The 15820-nt window shown below is 55.4% G+C and carries 13 protein-coding genes and 4 tRNA genes; all 17 read left to right on the forward strand.

Annotation, left to right across the window (positions count from 1 at the left end; all coding sequences use genetic code 11):
* Positions 1–2 precede the first annotated feature (2 nt).
* The gene (trxA, locus tag V3W49_RS19890; protein WP_500147731.1) at positions 3–335 is read left to right on the forward strand and encodes a thioredoxin TrxA; all 333 of its coding nucleotides are present in this window, start codon (positions 3–5) and stop codon (positions 333–335) included.
* A gap of 345 nt (positions 336–680) precedes the next feature.
* Complete coding sequence (gene rho, locus V3W49_RS19895) at positions 681–1940, forward strand: transcription termination factor Rho (RefSeq protein ID WP_154775910.1); 1260 nt, start codon at positions 681–683, stop codon at positions 1938–1940.
* A 243-nt stretch (positions 1941–2183) separates the two neighbouring features.
* Complete coding sequence (gene wecA, locus V3W49_RS19900; protein WP_500147732.1) at positions 2184–3287, forward strand: UDP-N-acetylglucosamine--undecaprenyl-phosphate N-acetylglucosaminephosphotransferase; 1104 nt, start codon at positions 2184–2186, stop codon at positions 3285–3287.
* 12 nt (positions 3288–3299) lie between these two features.
* Positions 3300–4340: an ECA polysaccharide chain length modulation protein gene (wzzE, locus tag V3W49_RS19905; protein WP_500147733.1), complete on the forward strand. Its 1041-nt coding sequence runs from the start codon at positions 3300–3302 to the stop codon at positions 4338–4340.
* Positions 4341–4409: 69 nt separating this feature from the next.
* Positions 4410–5537, forward strand: a complete 1128-nt coding sequence (wecB, locus tag V3W49_RS19910; RefSeq protein ID WP_500147734.1) for a non-hydrolyzing UDP-N-acetylglucosamine 2-epimerase — start codon at positions 4410–4412, stop codon at positions 5535–5537.
* Positions 5537–6799 (forward strand): UDP-N-acetyl-D-mannosamine dehydrogenase, encoded by a 1263-nt coding sequence (gene wecC / locus V3W49_RS19915; RefSeq protein ID WP_500147735.1) that lies wholly within the window; start codon positions 5537–5539, stop codon positions 6797–6799. The genes wecB and wecC overlap by 1 nt, the downstream gene beginning before the upstream one ends.
* An 11-nt stretch (positions 6800–6810) precedes the next feature.
* Entirely contained in the window at positions 6811–7485 is a 675-nt protein-coding gene (gene rffC, locus V3W49_RS19920) for a dTDP-4-amino-4,6-dideoxy-D-galactose acyltransferase (protein ID WP_500147742.1), read from the forward strand.
* Between the two features lie 4 nt (positions 7486–7489).
* Positions 7490–8620 carry a dTDP-4-amino-4,6-dideoxygalactose transaminase gene (gene rffA, locus V3W49_RS19925; protein WP_500147736.1) on the forward strand — a complete coding sequence of 377 codons (1131 nt, stop codon included), beginning with the start codon at positions 7490–7492 and terminating at the stop codon, positions 8618–8620.
* Positions 8620–9870: a lipid III flippase WzxE gene (gene wzxE / locus V3W49_RS19930; protein ID WP_500147737.1), complete on the forward strand. Its 1251-nt coding sequence runs from the start codon at positions 8620–8622 to the stop codon at positions 9868–9870. Before rffA ends, wzxE begins: the two co-directional genes overlap by 1 nt.
* Positions 9867–10946: a TDP-N-acetylfucosamine:lipid II N-acetylfucosaminyltransferase gene (wecF, locus tag V3W49_RS19935; RefSeq protein ID WP_500147738.1), complete on the forward strand. Its 1080-nt coding sequence runs from the start codon at positions 9867–9869 to the stop codon at positions 10944–10946. Before wzxE ends, wecF begins: the two co-directional genes overlap by 4 nt.
* A complete protein-coding gene (gene wzyE, locus V3W49_RS19940; protein ID WP_500147739.1) occupies positions 10943–12304 on the forward strand; it encodes an ECA oligosaccharide polymerase in 1362 nt (453 codons plus the stop codon). The genes wecF and wzyE overlap by 4 nt, the downstream gene beginning before the upstream one ends.
* A gap of 6 nt (positions 12305–12310) precedes the next feature.
* Entirely contained in the window at positions 12311–13051 is a 741-nt protein-coding gene (wecG, locus tag V3W49_RS19945) for a lipopolysaccharide N-acetylmannosaminouronosyltransferase (protein ID WP_500147740.1), read from the forward strand.
* A 202-nt stretch (positions 13052–13253) separates the two neighbouring features.
* Positions 13254–14639: a bifunctional threonine/serine APC transporter ThrP gene (gene thrP, locus V3W49_RS19950; protein ID WP_500147741.1), complete on the forward strand. Its 1386-nt coding sequence runs from the start codon at positions 13254–13256 to the stop codon at positions 14637–14639.
* Positions 14640–14741: 102 nt separating this feature from the next.
* Positions 14742–14818: transfer RNA gene (locus V3W49_RS19955), tRNA-Arg, on the forward strand.
* Between the two features lie 61 nt (positions 14819–14879).
* A tRNA-His gene (locus V3W49_RS19960) sits at positions 14880–14955 on the forward strand.
* Between the two features lie 16 nt (positions 14956–14971).
* Positions 14972–15058: transfer RNA gene (locus tag V3W49_RS19965), tRNA-Leu, on the forward strand.
* Positions 15059–15100: 42 nt separating this feature from the next.
* Positions 15101–15177: transfer RNA gene (locus tag V3W49_RS19970), tRNA-Pro, on the forward strand.
* Positions 15178–15820 lie beyond the last annotated feature (643 nt).

The raw sequence follows: 15820 nt of genomic DNA on the forward strand, positions 1-15820 counted from the left end.
GTATGAGCGATAAAATTATTCACCTGACTACCGACGACAGTTTCGAGACGGACGTACTTAAGGCGGAAGGGCTGGTGCTGGTTGATTTCTGGGCAGAGTGGTGCGGTCCGTGCAAAATGATCGCCCCGATTCTGGCCGAGATCGCCGAAGAGTACAAAGACAAACTGAAAGTCACTAAGCTGAATATAGATGAAAACCCGGCGACCGCACCTAAGTACGGTATTCGCGGTATCCCCACGCTGCTGCTGTTTAAAAACGGCGAAGTGGCAGCCACTAAAGTGGGCGCGCTGTCTAAAGGGCAGTTGAAGGAGTTCCTGGACGCTAACCTGGCGTAACAGAACCCCGACAGATCGTCCGGCATCCGAAAGTTACCAGGATTGCTGGACGGCCTGCATCAGTCGTGCTAAGTTAGCCAGACTGCATTTTGAACTTACCCTAAGTTTTAAATCTTGTAATACCCGAGACTCTTCGCTGGCTGTTGGTGTTGTACCACAGGCGAGGGGACATGGAGTCGATTTCGGGCCCGTTACCCAACCCGTCTTATCGTTTCAGTTCTGTGCGTATCTGTTACCAGACCGCGATCGGACATGGGGTGAAAGGCCATTAACAGGCATGGACTTCCTGCCATACCATTCACACTATTTGTTCGAGATTTACCCCGAGTTTAAGAACCCACCATTATGAATCTTACCGAATTAAAAAATACGCCGGTTTCTGAGCTGATTACTCTCGGCGAAAGCATGGGACTGGAAAACCTGGCCCGTATGCGCAAGCAGGACATCATCTTCGCTATCCTCAAACAGCACGCGAAGAGCGGTGAGGATATCTTCGGCGATGGGGTGCTGGAGATCTTGCAGGATGGATTTGGTTTCCTCCGCTCCGCAGACAGTTCCTACCTCGCCGGCCCTGATGATATCTACGTTTCCCCCAGCCAAATTCGCCGCTTCAACCTTCGCACTGGTGACACCATTGCCGGGAAAATCCGCCCCCCTAAAGAGGGCGAGCGTTACTTTGCGCTGCTGAAGGTCAACGAGGTTAACTTCGATAAGCCGGAAAACGCCCGTAGCAAAATTCTGTTTGAAAACCTGACGCCGCTGCACGCGAATTCACGCCTGCGTATGGAGCGCGGTAATGGTTCTACCGAAGATCTAACTGCCCGAGTCCTGGATCTGGCATCGCCGATCGGTCGTGGTCAGCGTGGCCTGATTGTGGCTCCGCCGAAAGCCGGTAAAACCATGTTGCTGCAGAACATCGCGCAGAGCATCGCTTACAATCATCCCGACTGCGTGCTGATGGTACTGCTGATTGATGAACGTCCGGAAGAAGTGACCGAGATGCAGCGTCTGGTGAAAGGTGAGGTGATTGCCTCTACCTTCGATGAGCCTGCCTCTCGCCACGTTCAGGTTGCCGAGATGGTGATCGAAAAAGCCAAGCGTCTGGTTGAACACAAAAAAGACGTTATTATCCTGCTCGACTCCATTACCCGTCTGGCCCGTGCTTATAACACTGTGGTTCCGGCATCCGGTAAGGTGCTGACTGGTGGTGTGGACGCGAACGCGCTGCACCGGCCCAAACGTTTCTTCGGCGCTGCACGTAATGTGGAAGAAGGCGGTAGCCTGACCATTATCGCGACGGCGCTGATTGATACCGGCTCGAAGATGGATGAAGTGATTTACGAAGAGTTTAAAGGCACCGGTAACATGGAGTTGCACCTTTCCCGTAAGATCGCAGAGAAGCGCGTCTTCCCGGCTATCGATTACAACCGTTCCGGCACCCGTAAAGAAGAGCTGCTCACCACCCAGGAAGAACTACAGAAGATGTGGATTCTGCGCAAGATTATTCACCCGATGGGTGAAATTGACGCGATGGAGTTCCTGATCAATAAGCTCGCGATGACCAAAACCAACGATGAATTCTTCGACATGATGAAGCGTTCATAGTTGCGGAAAACTCGGGGAACGCCACGTTTTGACGTGGCGTTTTTCTTTTCTGCTTTATAGGATTAGTTATGGGCTGGTATATTTATCAGGCATCATGGAAGATGCCTGTGGCGAGATAAAAGGCCATTGGCCATCGTTAAAATAAAACACAGTCTGTTCAGCCGTATCAGAGGATCCTCTTCATGAGGAGGCCCCCGGTGAGTATACTGGCGCTGAACGTACATTTTGCAGAGAGCGCTCATTGTGAATTTAGTCTCCGCTGGTGCTGAATTGTTCAGTATTTTTCTGTTCACCACCATCTTTCTTTTTTTCGCCCGTAAAGTGGCTAAAAAAATTGGTCTGGTCGATAAGCCTAATTTTCGAAAACGCCACCAGGGGTTGATTCCGTTGGTGGGAGGCATATCGGTTTATGCGGGGATCTGCTTTACATTCTGGCTGGCGGATTACTACATCCCCCATGCCGCACTCTATCTGAGCTGTGCCGGTATTCTGGTACTGGTTGGGGCGCTTGATGATCGCTTCGATATTAGCGTAAAAATCCGCGCCACCATCCAGGCGCTGATCGGCGTTGTTATGATGGTGGTCGGTAAGCTTTATCTCAGTAGCCTGGGATATATCTTCGGCTCCTGGGAGCTGGTGTTGGGGCCGTTTGGTTATTTTCTGACCCTTTTTGCCGTCTGGGCCGCCATTAACGCTTTTAATATGGTGGATGGCATTGACGGTCTGTTGGGCGGCTTGTCTTGCGTCTCTTTCGCGGCGATGGGGATCATCTTATGGTTCGACGGCCAGATTAGCCTTGCTATGTGGTGTTTCGCCATGATTGCGGCGATAGTGCCTTATATTCTGCTGAACCTTGGCATTCTTGGGCGCCGCTATAAAGTCTTTATGGGCGATGCAGGCAGTACGCTTATCGGTTTTACTGTGATCTGGATTTTGCTGGAAACCACCCAGGGGAAAACGCACCCTATCAGTCCAGTTACTGCGCTATGGATTATCGCTATACCGCTTATGGATATGGTGGCCATTATGTATCGCCGGTTACGTAAGGGCATGAGTCCCTTCTCGGCGGATCGTCAGCATATCCACCATCTGATCATGCGCGCCGGTTTCACTTCCCGTCAGGCCTTTGTGCTGATTACCCTTGCCGCGGCGCTGTTGGCCTCCATTGGCGTGGTGGGCGAATACCTACATTTTATTCCTGAATGGGTAATGTTGGCATTGTTTTTGCTGGCATTTATGCTCTACGGCTACTGCATTAAGCGAGCCTGGAAAGTGGCTCGCTTTATCAAACGCACCAAGCGTCGCATGCGCCGTAATAGCGAAAAAAATCCAGGCCTGAGCAAATAAGCAGGGGAAGTGATGAGACAACATATGTCCGGGGATCCGGTAATCGATAACGAGCTGGATGTTCGTGGTCTGTTTTGTACGCTATGGCGGGGAAAATTCTGGATTATCTTCGGCGCCTTGCTGTTCGCCCTGGCCGCTCTGGTTTACACCTTTTTCGCGCGTCAGGAGTGGAGCTCGACCGCGATTACCGATCGCCCTACCGTTAATATGCTGGGTGGTTACTATTCGCAGCAGCAGTTCCTGAGCAACCTCGATAGTCGCGCCGGTTCGATGCCAGTCGATAAACCTTCGGCAATGGACGAGGCCTACAAAGAGTTCACCATGCAGCTGGCTTCCTGGGATACGCGGCGGGAGTTCTGGCAGCAGACGGATTACTATCGCCAGCGTCAGTCGGGCAACAGTAAAGCAGATGCCGCACTGCTCAATGAGATGATCGGCAATATTCAGTTCACCGCCGGGGACGTTACCCGCAACCTGAACGACAGCGTTAAGCTGATTGCCGAAACCGCGGCCGATGCCAATAACCTGCTGCGCCAGTATGTGGCCTTTGCCAGCCAGCGCGCGGCTAAACACCTGAATGATGAGCTAAAGGGCGCCTGGGATGCGCGCATTGTGCAGATCCAGGCGCAGGTTAAGCGTCAGGAAGCGGTGGCGAAGTCTATTTATGAGCGCCGGGTTCACAGCCTGTCACAGGCGCTGAAGGTCGCGGAACAGCACAATATCAGTCGCAGTGAAGCGGATGTACCGGCGAACGAACTGCCTGAATCCGAACTTTTTATCCTGGGACGCCCGATGCTTCAGGCCCGTCTGGAGAATCTTCAGGCGACGGGGCCGACTTATGAGGTTGATTACGACAGGGACAGGGCGATGCTGTCCACGCTGAAAGCGGGGCCGGTGCTGGAACAGCGCTTCCAGACTTATCGCTATCTGCGCACGCCGGAAGAGCCTGTACGCCGCGACAGCCCGCGCCGTACCTTCCTGCTGGTGATGTGGGGTATTGTCGGCGCTCTGGTGGGGGCCGGTGTTGCATTAACCCGACGCCCGCGCGCCTGATGAGCCAGAATATGATGAAGGGATGACGGTTGTCCCTTCTTCCGTAATTAACCCAGAGAGAGCTCTATCGTGAAAGTACTGACCGTTTTCGGCACACGTCCCGAGGCCATAAAAATGGCGCCGCTGGTTCATGCCCTGGCAGAGGATCCTTTTTTCGACGCTCGGGTCTGCGTTACCGCGCAGCATCGTGAAATGCTGGACCAGGTGCTCACCCTTTTTGCTATTCAGCCGGATTTCGACCTTAACATTATGAAGCCGGGCCAGGGGCTGACTGAGATTACCTGCCGCATTCTGGAAGGGCTGAAGCCTGTGCTTGAGAGTTTCCGCCCGGATGTGGTACTGGTGCATGGCGACACGACGACGACCGTAGCTGCCAGTCTGGCGGCCTTTTACCAGCAGATCTCCATTGGGCACGTCGAGGCGGGATTACGTACCGGCGATCTCTATTCGCCGTGGCCGGAAGAGGCGAATCGCACACTGACAGGTCACCTGGCGACGTTCCATTTTGCGCCTACCGAGACATCGCGCCAGAATTTGCTGCGTGAAAATATCGCTAATGAGCGGATCTTCGTTACCGGCAATACCGTGGTCGATGCGCTGCTGTCAGTGCGCGATCGGGTATTAAGCGATGACGCGCAGAATCAGGCGTTGAGTCGTGCCTGGCCCTTCCTGGATCCACAGCGCAAAATGATTCTGGTGACGGGCCACCGGCGCGAAAGTTTCGGCAGCGGTTTTGAGCAGATCTGTCATGCCCTGGCGCAGGTGGCAGCGGATAACCCGGATGTGCAAATTGTCTATCCGGTGCATCTCAACCCTAACGTTAGCGAACCGGTTAACCGAATTCTGGGACATGTCGACAATATCCATCTGATCGACCCCCAGGATTACCTGCCGTTCGTCTGGCTGATGCAGCATGCGTATCTGATTTTGACGGATTCCGGCGGTATTCAGGAAGAAGCGCCGTCGCTGGGTAAACCGGTACTGGTAATGCGTGAAACTACCGAACGACCAGAAGCGGTAAGCGCGGGTACTGTGCGACTGGTTGGCACCGATACCCGCACCATTGTCGATGAGGTTAATCAACTGCTGAAGGATGAAGAGGCTTATCTGGCGATGAGCCGGGCGCATAACCCCTACGGTGATGGCAAAGCCTGCCAGCGTATTATCAGCGCGTTGAAAACCAGTCAGGTGAAATAATGAGTTTTGAAACTATCTCAGTGATTGGACTGGGATATATCGGGCTGCCCACTGCGGCAGCTTTTGCATCACGCTGCCAGCGTGTGATCGGCGTGGACATTAACGCCCGGGCGGTGGAAACCATTAACCGCGGCGAGATCCATATTGTCGAGCCAGAGCTGGGACGGGTGGTGAAAACTGCTGTAGAAAAAGGCTATCTGAGTGCCCGCAGCACGCCGGTCGTCGCCGATGCCTTTCTGATTGCGGTACCAACACCGTTTATGGATGACCATAAACCGGACATGGCGTATGTTCGCGCGGCGGCAGAGTCCATCGCGCCAGTGCTGAAGAAAGGGGCTCTGGTGATTCTGGAATCTACGTCGCCGGTGGGAACCACGGAAACCATGGCTTCGTTACTGGCATCGCTGCGACCCGATCTGGCCTTTCCCCAACAGGCAGGAGAAGCGGCGGATGTGAATATCGCCTATTGCCCGGAGCGAGTGCTGCCTGGGCGGATTATGGAAGAGCTGATTAGCAACGATCGCGTGATTGGCGGTATGACGCCAGCCTGTTCAGCGCGCGCGAGCGAGCTCTACCGCATTTTTCTGGAAGGGGAGTGCGTGGTTACTAACGCCCGCACGGCGGAGATGTGCAAACTGACCGAAAATAGCTTCAGGGACGTGAATATCGCGTTTGCTAACGAGCTTTCGCTGATTTGCGCCGACCAGGAGATTGACGTCTGGGAACTCATTCGGCTGGCCAACCGCCATCCGCGGGTCAATATCCTGCAGCCAGGCCCGGGCGTTGGTGGGCACTGCATCGCTGTCGATCCCTGGTTTATTGTGGCACAGAACTCACAGCAGGCACGGCTTATCCGCACTGCCCGTGAAGTGAACGACAGTAAACCAGACTGGGTGATAGGGCAGGTGAAGGCCGCCGTGGCGGACTGCCTGAATGCCAGTGGCCGTCGCGCTGACGATATCACCATCGCCTGTTTTGGGCTGGCATTTAAGCCGGACATCGACGATCTGCGTGAAAGTCCCGCCATGGGGATCGTCAGGAAGCTGGCGGACTGGCACCGTGGCGACGTGCTGGTGGTGGAGCCCAATATTCGCGAACTGCCAGAAAGCCTGGCGGCGCGCTGCCAGCTTACCTGCCTCAATGAGGCCCTTGCCTGCGCCGATGTGCTGGTCATGCTGGTGGATCACCAGCCGTTTAAGGCGCTGGACGGCGCGCAGATTCAACAGCAATGGGTGGTGGATACCAAAGGAGTCTGGCGTTGAGCCGCAAACCCATTTTGCTCCATGGCCGCATTGAACCGCTGACGTGGGAAAGTGATTTTTTCGGCCTGCCCAGCGCGATTGTCCGCTTATCTGATGGCGATCCCGGCCTGGACATGGCGAAATTGCAGCGCTTTGCGCGAGTGCAGGCTAAAGTGCCCGCAGAGCGCAGTGAATGGCTGGATGCCCTGCAACAGCTAGGGTTTCGACTGGTGGAGGGAGAGATCGACCTGAGCCTGACGCTTTCGGGTGGGGCGGTGAGCTCCACGCTGAATGTCGCAGACGAAGCGGATATCCCGGCACTTCGTGATATGGCAAGTCAGCGCTTTACTCAAAGTCGCTTTCGCAGCCCCTGGTATGAGCCGACGGATAGCGGTCGTCTGTATGCGCAGTGGGTGGAAAATGCGGTGAAGGGTACCTTCGATCATCAGTGCCTGGTGGTACGCGAAGGGCGGTGGCTGCAGGGCTTTGTGACGCTGCGCCAGCTTAATGATGCTGAGGCGCGCATTGGATTACTGGCCGGGCCGGGTTATGGCGCGCGACTGATGCAGGGCGCGCAGGCGTGGTGCGCGGCGCGGGGGCTGGGCCGACTGCGGATAGCGACCCAAATGGCTAACCGTGCAGCGCTGCGACGTTATATTCAGAGCGGAGCCACGATAGAGAGCGCCGCTTACTGGTTATACAGGTGAGAGAATGATTCCGTTTAACGCACCTCCGGTCGTGGGGACAGAGATCGACTACATCCAGGCGGCGATGGGCAGCGGTAAGCTGTGCGGCGATGGTGGTTTTACCCGCCGCTGCCAGCAGTGGATGGAACAGCGCTTCGGTAGCGCAAAAGTGCTGCTGACGCCCTCCTGCACCGCCTCGCTGGAGATGGCGGCGCTATTGCTCGATATTCAGCCCGGCGATGAAGTGATCATGCCGAGCTATACCTTTGTTTCCACCGCCAACGCTTTTGTGCTGCGCGGTGCGCGTATTGTCTTTGTGGATATCCGCCCGGATACCATGAATATCGACGAAACAAAAATTGAAGCGGCGATCACGGAACGAACCCGGGTTATCGTGCCGGTACACTATGCCGGCGTGGCCTGTGAAATGGACACCATTATGCGCATCGCCCGCGAGCATAAGCTGTGGGTGGTGGAAGATGCCGCTCAGGGCGTGATGGCCAGCTATAAAGGTCGGGCGCTGGGTACCATCGGCCATATCGGCTGTTACAGCTTTCATGAAACCAAAAATTATACGGCGGGCGGTGAGGGCGGAGCGACGCTTATCAACGACCCGGCGCTGGTAGAGCGTGCCGAGATCGTCCGTGAAAAGGGCACTAACCGCAGCCAGTTCTTCCGCGGCCAGGTGGATAAATACACCTGGCGCGATATCGGTTCCAGCTACCTGATGGCCGATCTTCAGGCCGCTTATTTATGGGGGCAGCTTGAAGCGGCGGTGAGCATTAATCAGCAGCGCCTGGCGCTGTGGCAGAACTACTATGACGCGCTGTTGCCGCTGGCAAAGAAAGGTCGTATTGAGCTGTCGACCCTGCCTGCGGGCTGCGTGCATAACGGCCATATGTTTTATATCAAACTGCGTGATGCCGACGATCGCAGCCGGTTGATTAACTGGCTCAAAGAGGCGGAGATTCTGGCGGTATTCCATTACATTCCTCTGCACAGCAGCCCGGCGGGGGAAGCTTTCGGGCGTTTCCACGGCGACGATCGTTATACCACCTCACAGAGCGAACGCCTGTTGCGTTTGCCGCTGTTCTATAACCTGAGCGCGGTCAATCAGCGTACGGTTATTAATTCGCTGTTGAGCTACTTTGCCTGATGTCGCTGGCAAGGGCTTCGGTGTGGACTGCGGCGTCCACGCTGGTCAAGATCGGTGCCGGTCTGCTGGTGGTAAAACTGCTGGCTGTGGCCTACGGGCCAGAGGGCGTCGGGATGGCGGGAAATTTTCGCCAACTGGTGACGGTACTGGGCGTACTGGCCGGTGCCGGTATCTTTAACGGCGTTACTAAGTACGTTGCCCAGTATCTGGATGATTCATCGCGTTTGCGTCTGGTGGTGGGCACCTCTTCGGCGATGGTGCTGGGCTTTTCGACCCTGCTGGCGCTGATATTTCTGCTGGCATCCGGCCCCATTAGCCAGGGGCTGTTCGGACACCGGGACTATCAGGGGCTGGTGCGTCTGGTGGCGCTGGTTCAACTGGGAATCGCCTGGGCGAATCTGGCGCTGGCGATTATCAAGGGCTTCCGCGACGCCGCCGGGAATGCGCTGGCGTTGATTCTGGGCAGCCTGATCGGAGTACTGGCGTGGCTTGTGAGCTGGCGTCTGGGGGGATATCCTGGTGCGCTGCTGGGGCTGGCGCTGGTGCCTGCGCTGGTGGTGATCCCCGGCGCGATAATTCTGCATCGCCGGCGCCACCTGCCCCTGAGCTATCTTAAGCCCTGCTGGGACAGAGAAACGGCGGTTAATCTTAGCAAGTTCACCTTTATGGCGCTGATGACGTCGATCACCATGCCGGTGGCTTATGTGATGATGCGTAACTTGCTGGCGGCACGTTATGGCTGGGATGCGGTAGGGATCTGGCAGGGAGTGAGCAGTATCTCCGACGCCTGGCTGCAGTTTATTACCGCTTCGTTTAGCGTCTATCTGCTGCCGACGCTCTCAAGGCTGACGGCGAAGTCGGATATCAGCCGCGAAATCGGCCGATCGCTGTGCTTCGTATTGCCGTCAGTAGCGCTGGTGGGTTTCGGCGTCTGGGTGTTGCGCGATTTTGCCATCTGGCTGCTTTTTTCGGCAAAGTTTACCGCCATGCGCGATCTGTTCGCCTGGCAGCTGGTGGGGGATGTGCTGAAGGTCGGCGCTTATGTTTTTGGCTATTTGATTATTGCTAAAGCGTCGTTGCGGCTCTATGTCCTGGCGGAAATCAGCCAGTTCGCGTTGCTGACCGGTTTTTCTCGCTGGCTGATACCGGAGCATGGCGCGCTGGGCGCAGCTCAGGCTTATATGGCGACCTATATCGTCTGGTTCTCCCTGTGTGGCTGTGCATTTCTTTTGTGGCGTAAACGCGTATGACGACACTGATTCACGTTCTGGGATCGGATATCCCTCACCACAACCGTACCGTACTAAACTTCTTCCAGCAGACGCTGGCTGCGCCGGAGCAGGGGCGACGCTTTATGGTGGTGTCGGACGACCCTGGACTGGCGGCGGATTATCCGGTGCTTGCGATTGAGCGTTTTACCACTAAAAAGGCGCTGGCCCAGGCGGTAACGGTGCGCGCGCGCAGCGATCGTCGTCAGCGTTTTTTGTTCCACGGCCAGTTTAATCAGGCCTTATGGCTGGCGCTGCTGTGGGGCGGTATTAAACCGTCGCAGTTTAACTGGCATATCTGGGGCGCTGACCTTTACGAGGTTTCCGGCAGCCTGAAGTTTCGGCTGTTCTATCGCCTGCGACGCCTGGCGCAGCGGCGGGTCGGGCGGGTATTCGCCACGCGCGGCGATCTTAACTATTTTCACCAGCGTTATCCGCAGACGGCTGGTGAGCTGCTCTATTTCCCCACCCGGATGGATCCGTCCCTTAACAATCTGGATAATGAGAAGAAACAGCGGGATTTTGTGCAGATCCTGGTGGGAAATTCCGGCGATCGCAGCAACCTGCATATCGAGGCGCTACGCGAGATCCATCAACACTTTGGCGATCGCGCCAGGGTGGTAGTGCCGATGGGGTATCCTGAGGGGAACCAGGCCTATATTGATGAGGTACAACAGGCGGGAAGTCAGCTGTTCGGCCCCGAGCGTCTGGAGATATTAGGTGAGCGGATAGATTTCGACGCTTACCTGACGCTGCTGCGCCAGTGCGATTTAGGTTATTTCATCTTTGAACGCCAGCAGGGGATTGGCACGCTTTGCCTGCTGATTCAGGCGGGAATTCCCTGTGTGCTGAGCCGGAAAAACCCGTTCTGGCAGGATATGGCGGAGCAACAGATTCCGGTACTGTTTACCGGCGACACGCTTAATGAGGATGTGGTGCGCGAAGCGCAGCGTCAGTTGAAAAGCGTGGATAAGAACGACATCGCCTTTTTTAGCCCCAACTATATCGACGGTTGGAAGCGGGCGTTACAAGTGGCATCAGGAGAAGAGAAAGCATGAGTTTGCTGCAGTCTGGCGGTCTGGCGATTATCTGGCTTGCCTCGGTGCTGTTTATTGGTACCGTTACCTGGCGTGAGTTTCGTCGGGTACGTTTTAATTTCAATGTCTTCTTTTCGCTGCTGTTTCTGCTGACATTCTATTTCGGCTTTCCGTTAACGATGACGCTGGTCTATCGCTTTAACGTGGAGGTTTTGCCCGCCTGGACGCTCCAGCAGGCGCTGATGACCGCCAGCTGCTTCTATGCCGTTTACTACACCGCCTATAAAACCCGGTTGCGTGCGGCGGCGGCCGATAGCGCACGTCCGGAACGATTTAGTATTAATCGGGTGGAAGCGCAACTGACGTTTATGCTGCTGCTGACGGTGGCGCTGGCAAGCGTGGCTATCTTTTTTATTCTCAATGGGTTTCTGCTGTTTCGTCTGCACTCCTACAGCGAGATTTTCTCAAGCCAGGTGGCGGGAGTGGCGCTTAAGCGCTTCTTCTACTTCTTTATTCCGGCCATGCTGGTGTTCTACTTCCTGCGTCAGACGAAAAGTGCCTGGCTGTTATTTCTGGTGAGTACCGTCGCATTTGGTTTGCTGACCTATGCACTGGTAGGTGGAACTCGCGCCAATATTATTATCGCGTTCGCCATCTTCCTGTTTATCGGCATTCTGCGTGGCTGGATTTCGCTGTGGATGCTGGCAGCCGCGGGCGTGGCCGGTATCGTCGGGATGTTCTGGCTGGCGTTGAAACGCTATGGTCTGAACGTGAGCGGCAGTGAGGCGTTTTACACCTTCCTCTATCTGACGCGCGATACCTTTTCCCCCTGGGAAAACCTGGCGCTGCTGATTCAGAACTACGATAAGATTGACTTCCAGGGGCTGGCGCCCATCGTGCGGGATTTTTATGTGTTTATTCCTTCCTGGCTGTGGCCGGGTCGCCCCTCGGCGGTGCTGAACAGCGCCAACTACTTTACCTGGGAAGTACTGCGCAACCACTCGGGCCTGGCGATCTCCCCGACGCTTATCGGCTCGCTACTGGTGATGGGCGGCTACTGGCTGGTCGTTCCCGGCGCCGTGGTGGTAGGGCTGATTATTAAGTGGTTTGACTGGCTTTTTGCGCTGGGGAACCGAACGAAAAATCGCTATAAGGCGGCGATACTGCACAGCTTCTGCTTCGGGGCTATTTTCAATATGATCGTACTGGCGCGCGAAGGGCTGGATGCGTTTGTGTCGCGAGTGGTCTTTTTTATGCTGGTCTTTGGATTATGCCTGTGGCTTGCCCGGCTGCTGTTCAGAGCTTTCGCGCGGGTAGGGTTGATACGCGAATGCGGCACGGCGCCCCGTAACACGCTTTTTACACAAACGGATAAGTAACGCAAGATGAATGAACGGACACAGGCGCCGGTATATACCATTCGCGGCATGAAGCTGCTGGGCTGGCGTAATATGGCGCATGCTCTGGATTATCTGCATACCGATATGGGGCTGCGGCAGGGAACGCTGGTGGCGATTAATGCCGAGAAAATCCTGACGGCGGAGCGCGATCCGCTGGTGCATGAGTTGATCAGCGAGGCGGAATTTAAGTATGCCGACGGAATTAGCGTCGTGCGCTCCATTCGCAAGAAATACCCTAACGCCGAAATCAATCGGGTGGCGGGGGCCGATCTGTGGGAAGCGCTGATGGCACAGGCCGGGCGAGAAGGCACGCCGGTCTTTCTGATTGGTGGGCAGCCCCAGGTGCTGGCGCAGACCTGCGAGCTGCTGCGCAGTCGCTGGGGAGTGAATATCGTGGGCAGTCAGGACGGCTATTTTAAGCCCGAATCGCGCCAGGCGTTGTTTGAACGAGTGCGCGACAGCGGTGCGCAGCTCGTGACCGTCGCCATGGGCTCACCGCGCCAGGAGATTGTGATGCGCGAATGTCGCCAGGTGTATCCTCAGGCGCTCTATATGGGGGTAGGGGGAACCTACGACGTCTTTACCGGCCATGTGAAGCGCGCACCAAAAGGCTGGCAGAACCTGGGGCTGGAGTGGCTCTATCGGCTGGTTAGTCAGCCTTCCCGTATTAAGCGTCAGCTCCGTTTGCTGCGCTATCTTGCCTGGCACTATAGCGGGCGTCTTTGATTTTTCGGCCTGCGCAGCCCGCACCCGCAGGCGCCTTTCGATGCCTTTCCCGGTAACATCCGGTTTGCTATTTTGCAAAAAACAGGAAATCATGGCGCCCGTCCGCCGTCTGCGACCATTGCGCAGCAAGGGAGAATACGTACGCATGATAATAATAACCGGTGTGATGCCGGGCTGATTGCAAACACCATTCGAGGGAACTATGGCTGAAAAGAAACCCGAACTCCAGCGTGGTCTGGAGGCTCGACATATTGAATTGATTGCTCTTGGGGGCACCATTGGCGTGGGGCTGTTTATGGGCTCTGCCAGCACGCTTAAGTGGGCTGGCCCCTCTGTCCTGCTGGCCTATATTCTGGCCGGGATTTTCGTGTTCTTCATTATGCGTTCGATGGGTGAAATGCTGTTCCTGGAACCAGTGACGGGGTCTTTTGCCGTCTATGCGCATCGCTATATGAGCCCCTTCTTCGGCTATCTGACGGCATGGTCATACTGGTTTATGTGGATGGCAGTGGGGATATCCGAGATCACCGCTATCGGCGTGTATGTACAGTACTGGTTCCCTGAGCTACCCCAGTGGCTGCCAGCGTTACTGGCTGTTGGACTGGTGGCGCTGGCCAATCTGGCTGCGGTACGGTTGTATGGGGAAATCGAATTCTGGTTCGCCATGATTAAAGTCACCACCATCATTGTGATGATCGTAGTGGGGCTGGGCGTTATCTTCTTTGGTTTCGGCAATGGCGGCCATGCGACAGGTTTCGGGAATCTGACGGAACACGGGGGGTTCTTTGCCGGTGGCTGGAAAGGCTTTCTGACGGCGCTCTGTATCGTGGTGGCTTCGTATCAGGGGGTAGAGCTTATCGGGATAACCGCCGGCGAGGCGAAGAATCCCCAGGTGACGCTACGCAGCGCTGTCGGGAAAGTGCTGTGGCGGATCCTGATCTTCTATGTCGGCGCCATCTTTGTGGTCATCACCATCTTCCCGTGGAATGAGATTGGCAGCAACGGTAGCCCCTTTGTACTGACCTTTGCGAAAATTGGCATTACCGCAGCGGCCGGGATTATCAACTTTGTGGTGCTGACAGCGGCGCTGTCAGGGTGTAACAGCGGAATGTACAGCTGCGGCCGGATGCTGTTCGCCCTGGCGAAGAATCACCAGCTACCTCCCACTATGGCGAAAGTGTCGAAAAATGGCGTGCCAGTGATGGGGGTCGCTATCTCGATTGTGATTTTGCTGGTGGGGTCGGGCCTGAACTATGTTATTCCTAATCCCCAGCGGGTTTTTGTGTATGTCTACAGCGCCAGCGTGTTGCCCGGTATGGTGCCATGGTTTGTTATCCTGATAAGCCAGTTGCGTTTTCGCCGCGCGCATCGCGAGGCGATTGCCGGTCATCCGTTCCGCTCGCTGTTTTTCCCCTGGGCGAACTGGTTGACCATGGCGTTTCTGCTGTGCGTGCTGGTGGGGATGGGTATTAACGAAGACACCCGTATGTCGCTGTTTGTCGGGGGACTATTTCTGGTCGGCGTGACCCTGGCATACCGGGTTTTCGGACTCGGGCGCTACCTTGAGTCAGTGAAGCGGGACAGTTAATCGACATAGTGTGCAAAGCATAACCAAACGCGCATTTTATTAAAAAAACATATGGACAGCAGGGCGTGAAGTCCGTAGTATTCCCCTCCGCAACGGCGCTACGCGCCCGTAGCTCAGCTGGATAGAGCGCTGCCCTCCGGAGGCAGAGGTCTCAGGTTCGAATCCTGTCGGGCGCGCCATTTTAAGTCAAGGCGCTTGAGCTGCGGTGGTAATATTTATACCGCGTGAAAGAATACAGTGGTGGCTATAGCTCAGTTGGTAGAGCCCTGGATTGTGATTCCAGTTGTCGTGGGTTCGAGTCCCATTAGCCACCCCATTTATTTAGTGGTTATGCGAAGGTGGCGGAATTGGTAGACGCGCTAGCTTCAGGTGTTAGTGTCCTTACGGACGTGAGGGTTCAAGTCCCTCCCCTCGCACCACATCCTTCTTCTTTATAAATAAGAAGCAAAACGGTAGTATTTCGGCGAGTAGCGCAGCCTGGTAGCGCAACTGGTTTGGGACCAGTGGGTCGGAGGTTCGAATCCTCTCTCGCCGACCACTCCGCTTAGTGCGGAAAGGCAGGCTTAAGGCCTGCTTTTTTGTTTTCCGCTTTCTTAAATTTCCTCCAATAATCGTTTTATTTGCTGGATGTCTGCGTGGCCGCCTCTGTCCCGGTGGCGTTTGTCGCTGTATCGCAACGCTCTGGTGTTCCGGTGTCGCCGAAGAAAGACATCTATCTTTATGATTTATAGTAAATTGTTTATCTTCCGCCGTTAACTGTCACCTGTGGGCGACAGTTTGGGTTTCTCCATTGGGGCTATACCAATGACAAGTGCGGTACTCCTTGTATTTTAAGGGGTATTTGCATCTGGCATGATACGTGCAATAATAAAAGGGTAGATGCTCATTCCCTTTCTTATGTTCGCCACAGGGCCTCATAAATCCTGGAATGACGCAGAGCCATTTGCGGTGCTTATCGTCCACCAGCAGATGTCGCAGCCAGGCTGCCTCATCGAACACCATGGACATAACGTTGAGTGAAGCACCTTTATGTTGTCAAACAGACCTGTTTTGGTACCCGCCCATCCGGCGGGTATTTTTTTCTGCTTCATTCTTTGGGCTGCAGATGCGTTGGCTGCGCTTACGCGCCCCGGTCACATAGTGGGCTATGCTCCCGGGGACTTGTGCGCTTGCCGCCTTCC

This window comes from Rosenbergiella sp. YN46 (assembly GCF_036620675.1).
Taxonomy (GTDB): domain Bacteria; phylum Pseudomonadota; class Gammaproteobacteria; order Enterobacterales; family Enterobacteriaceae; genus Jejubacter.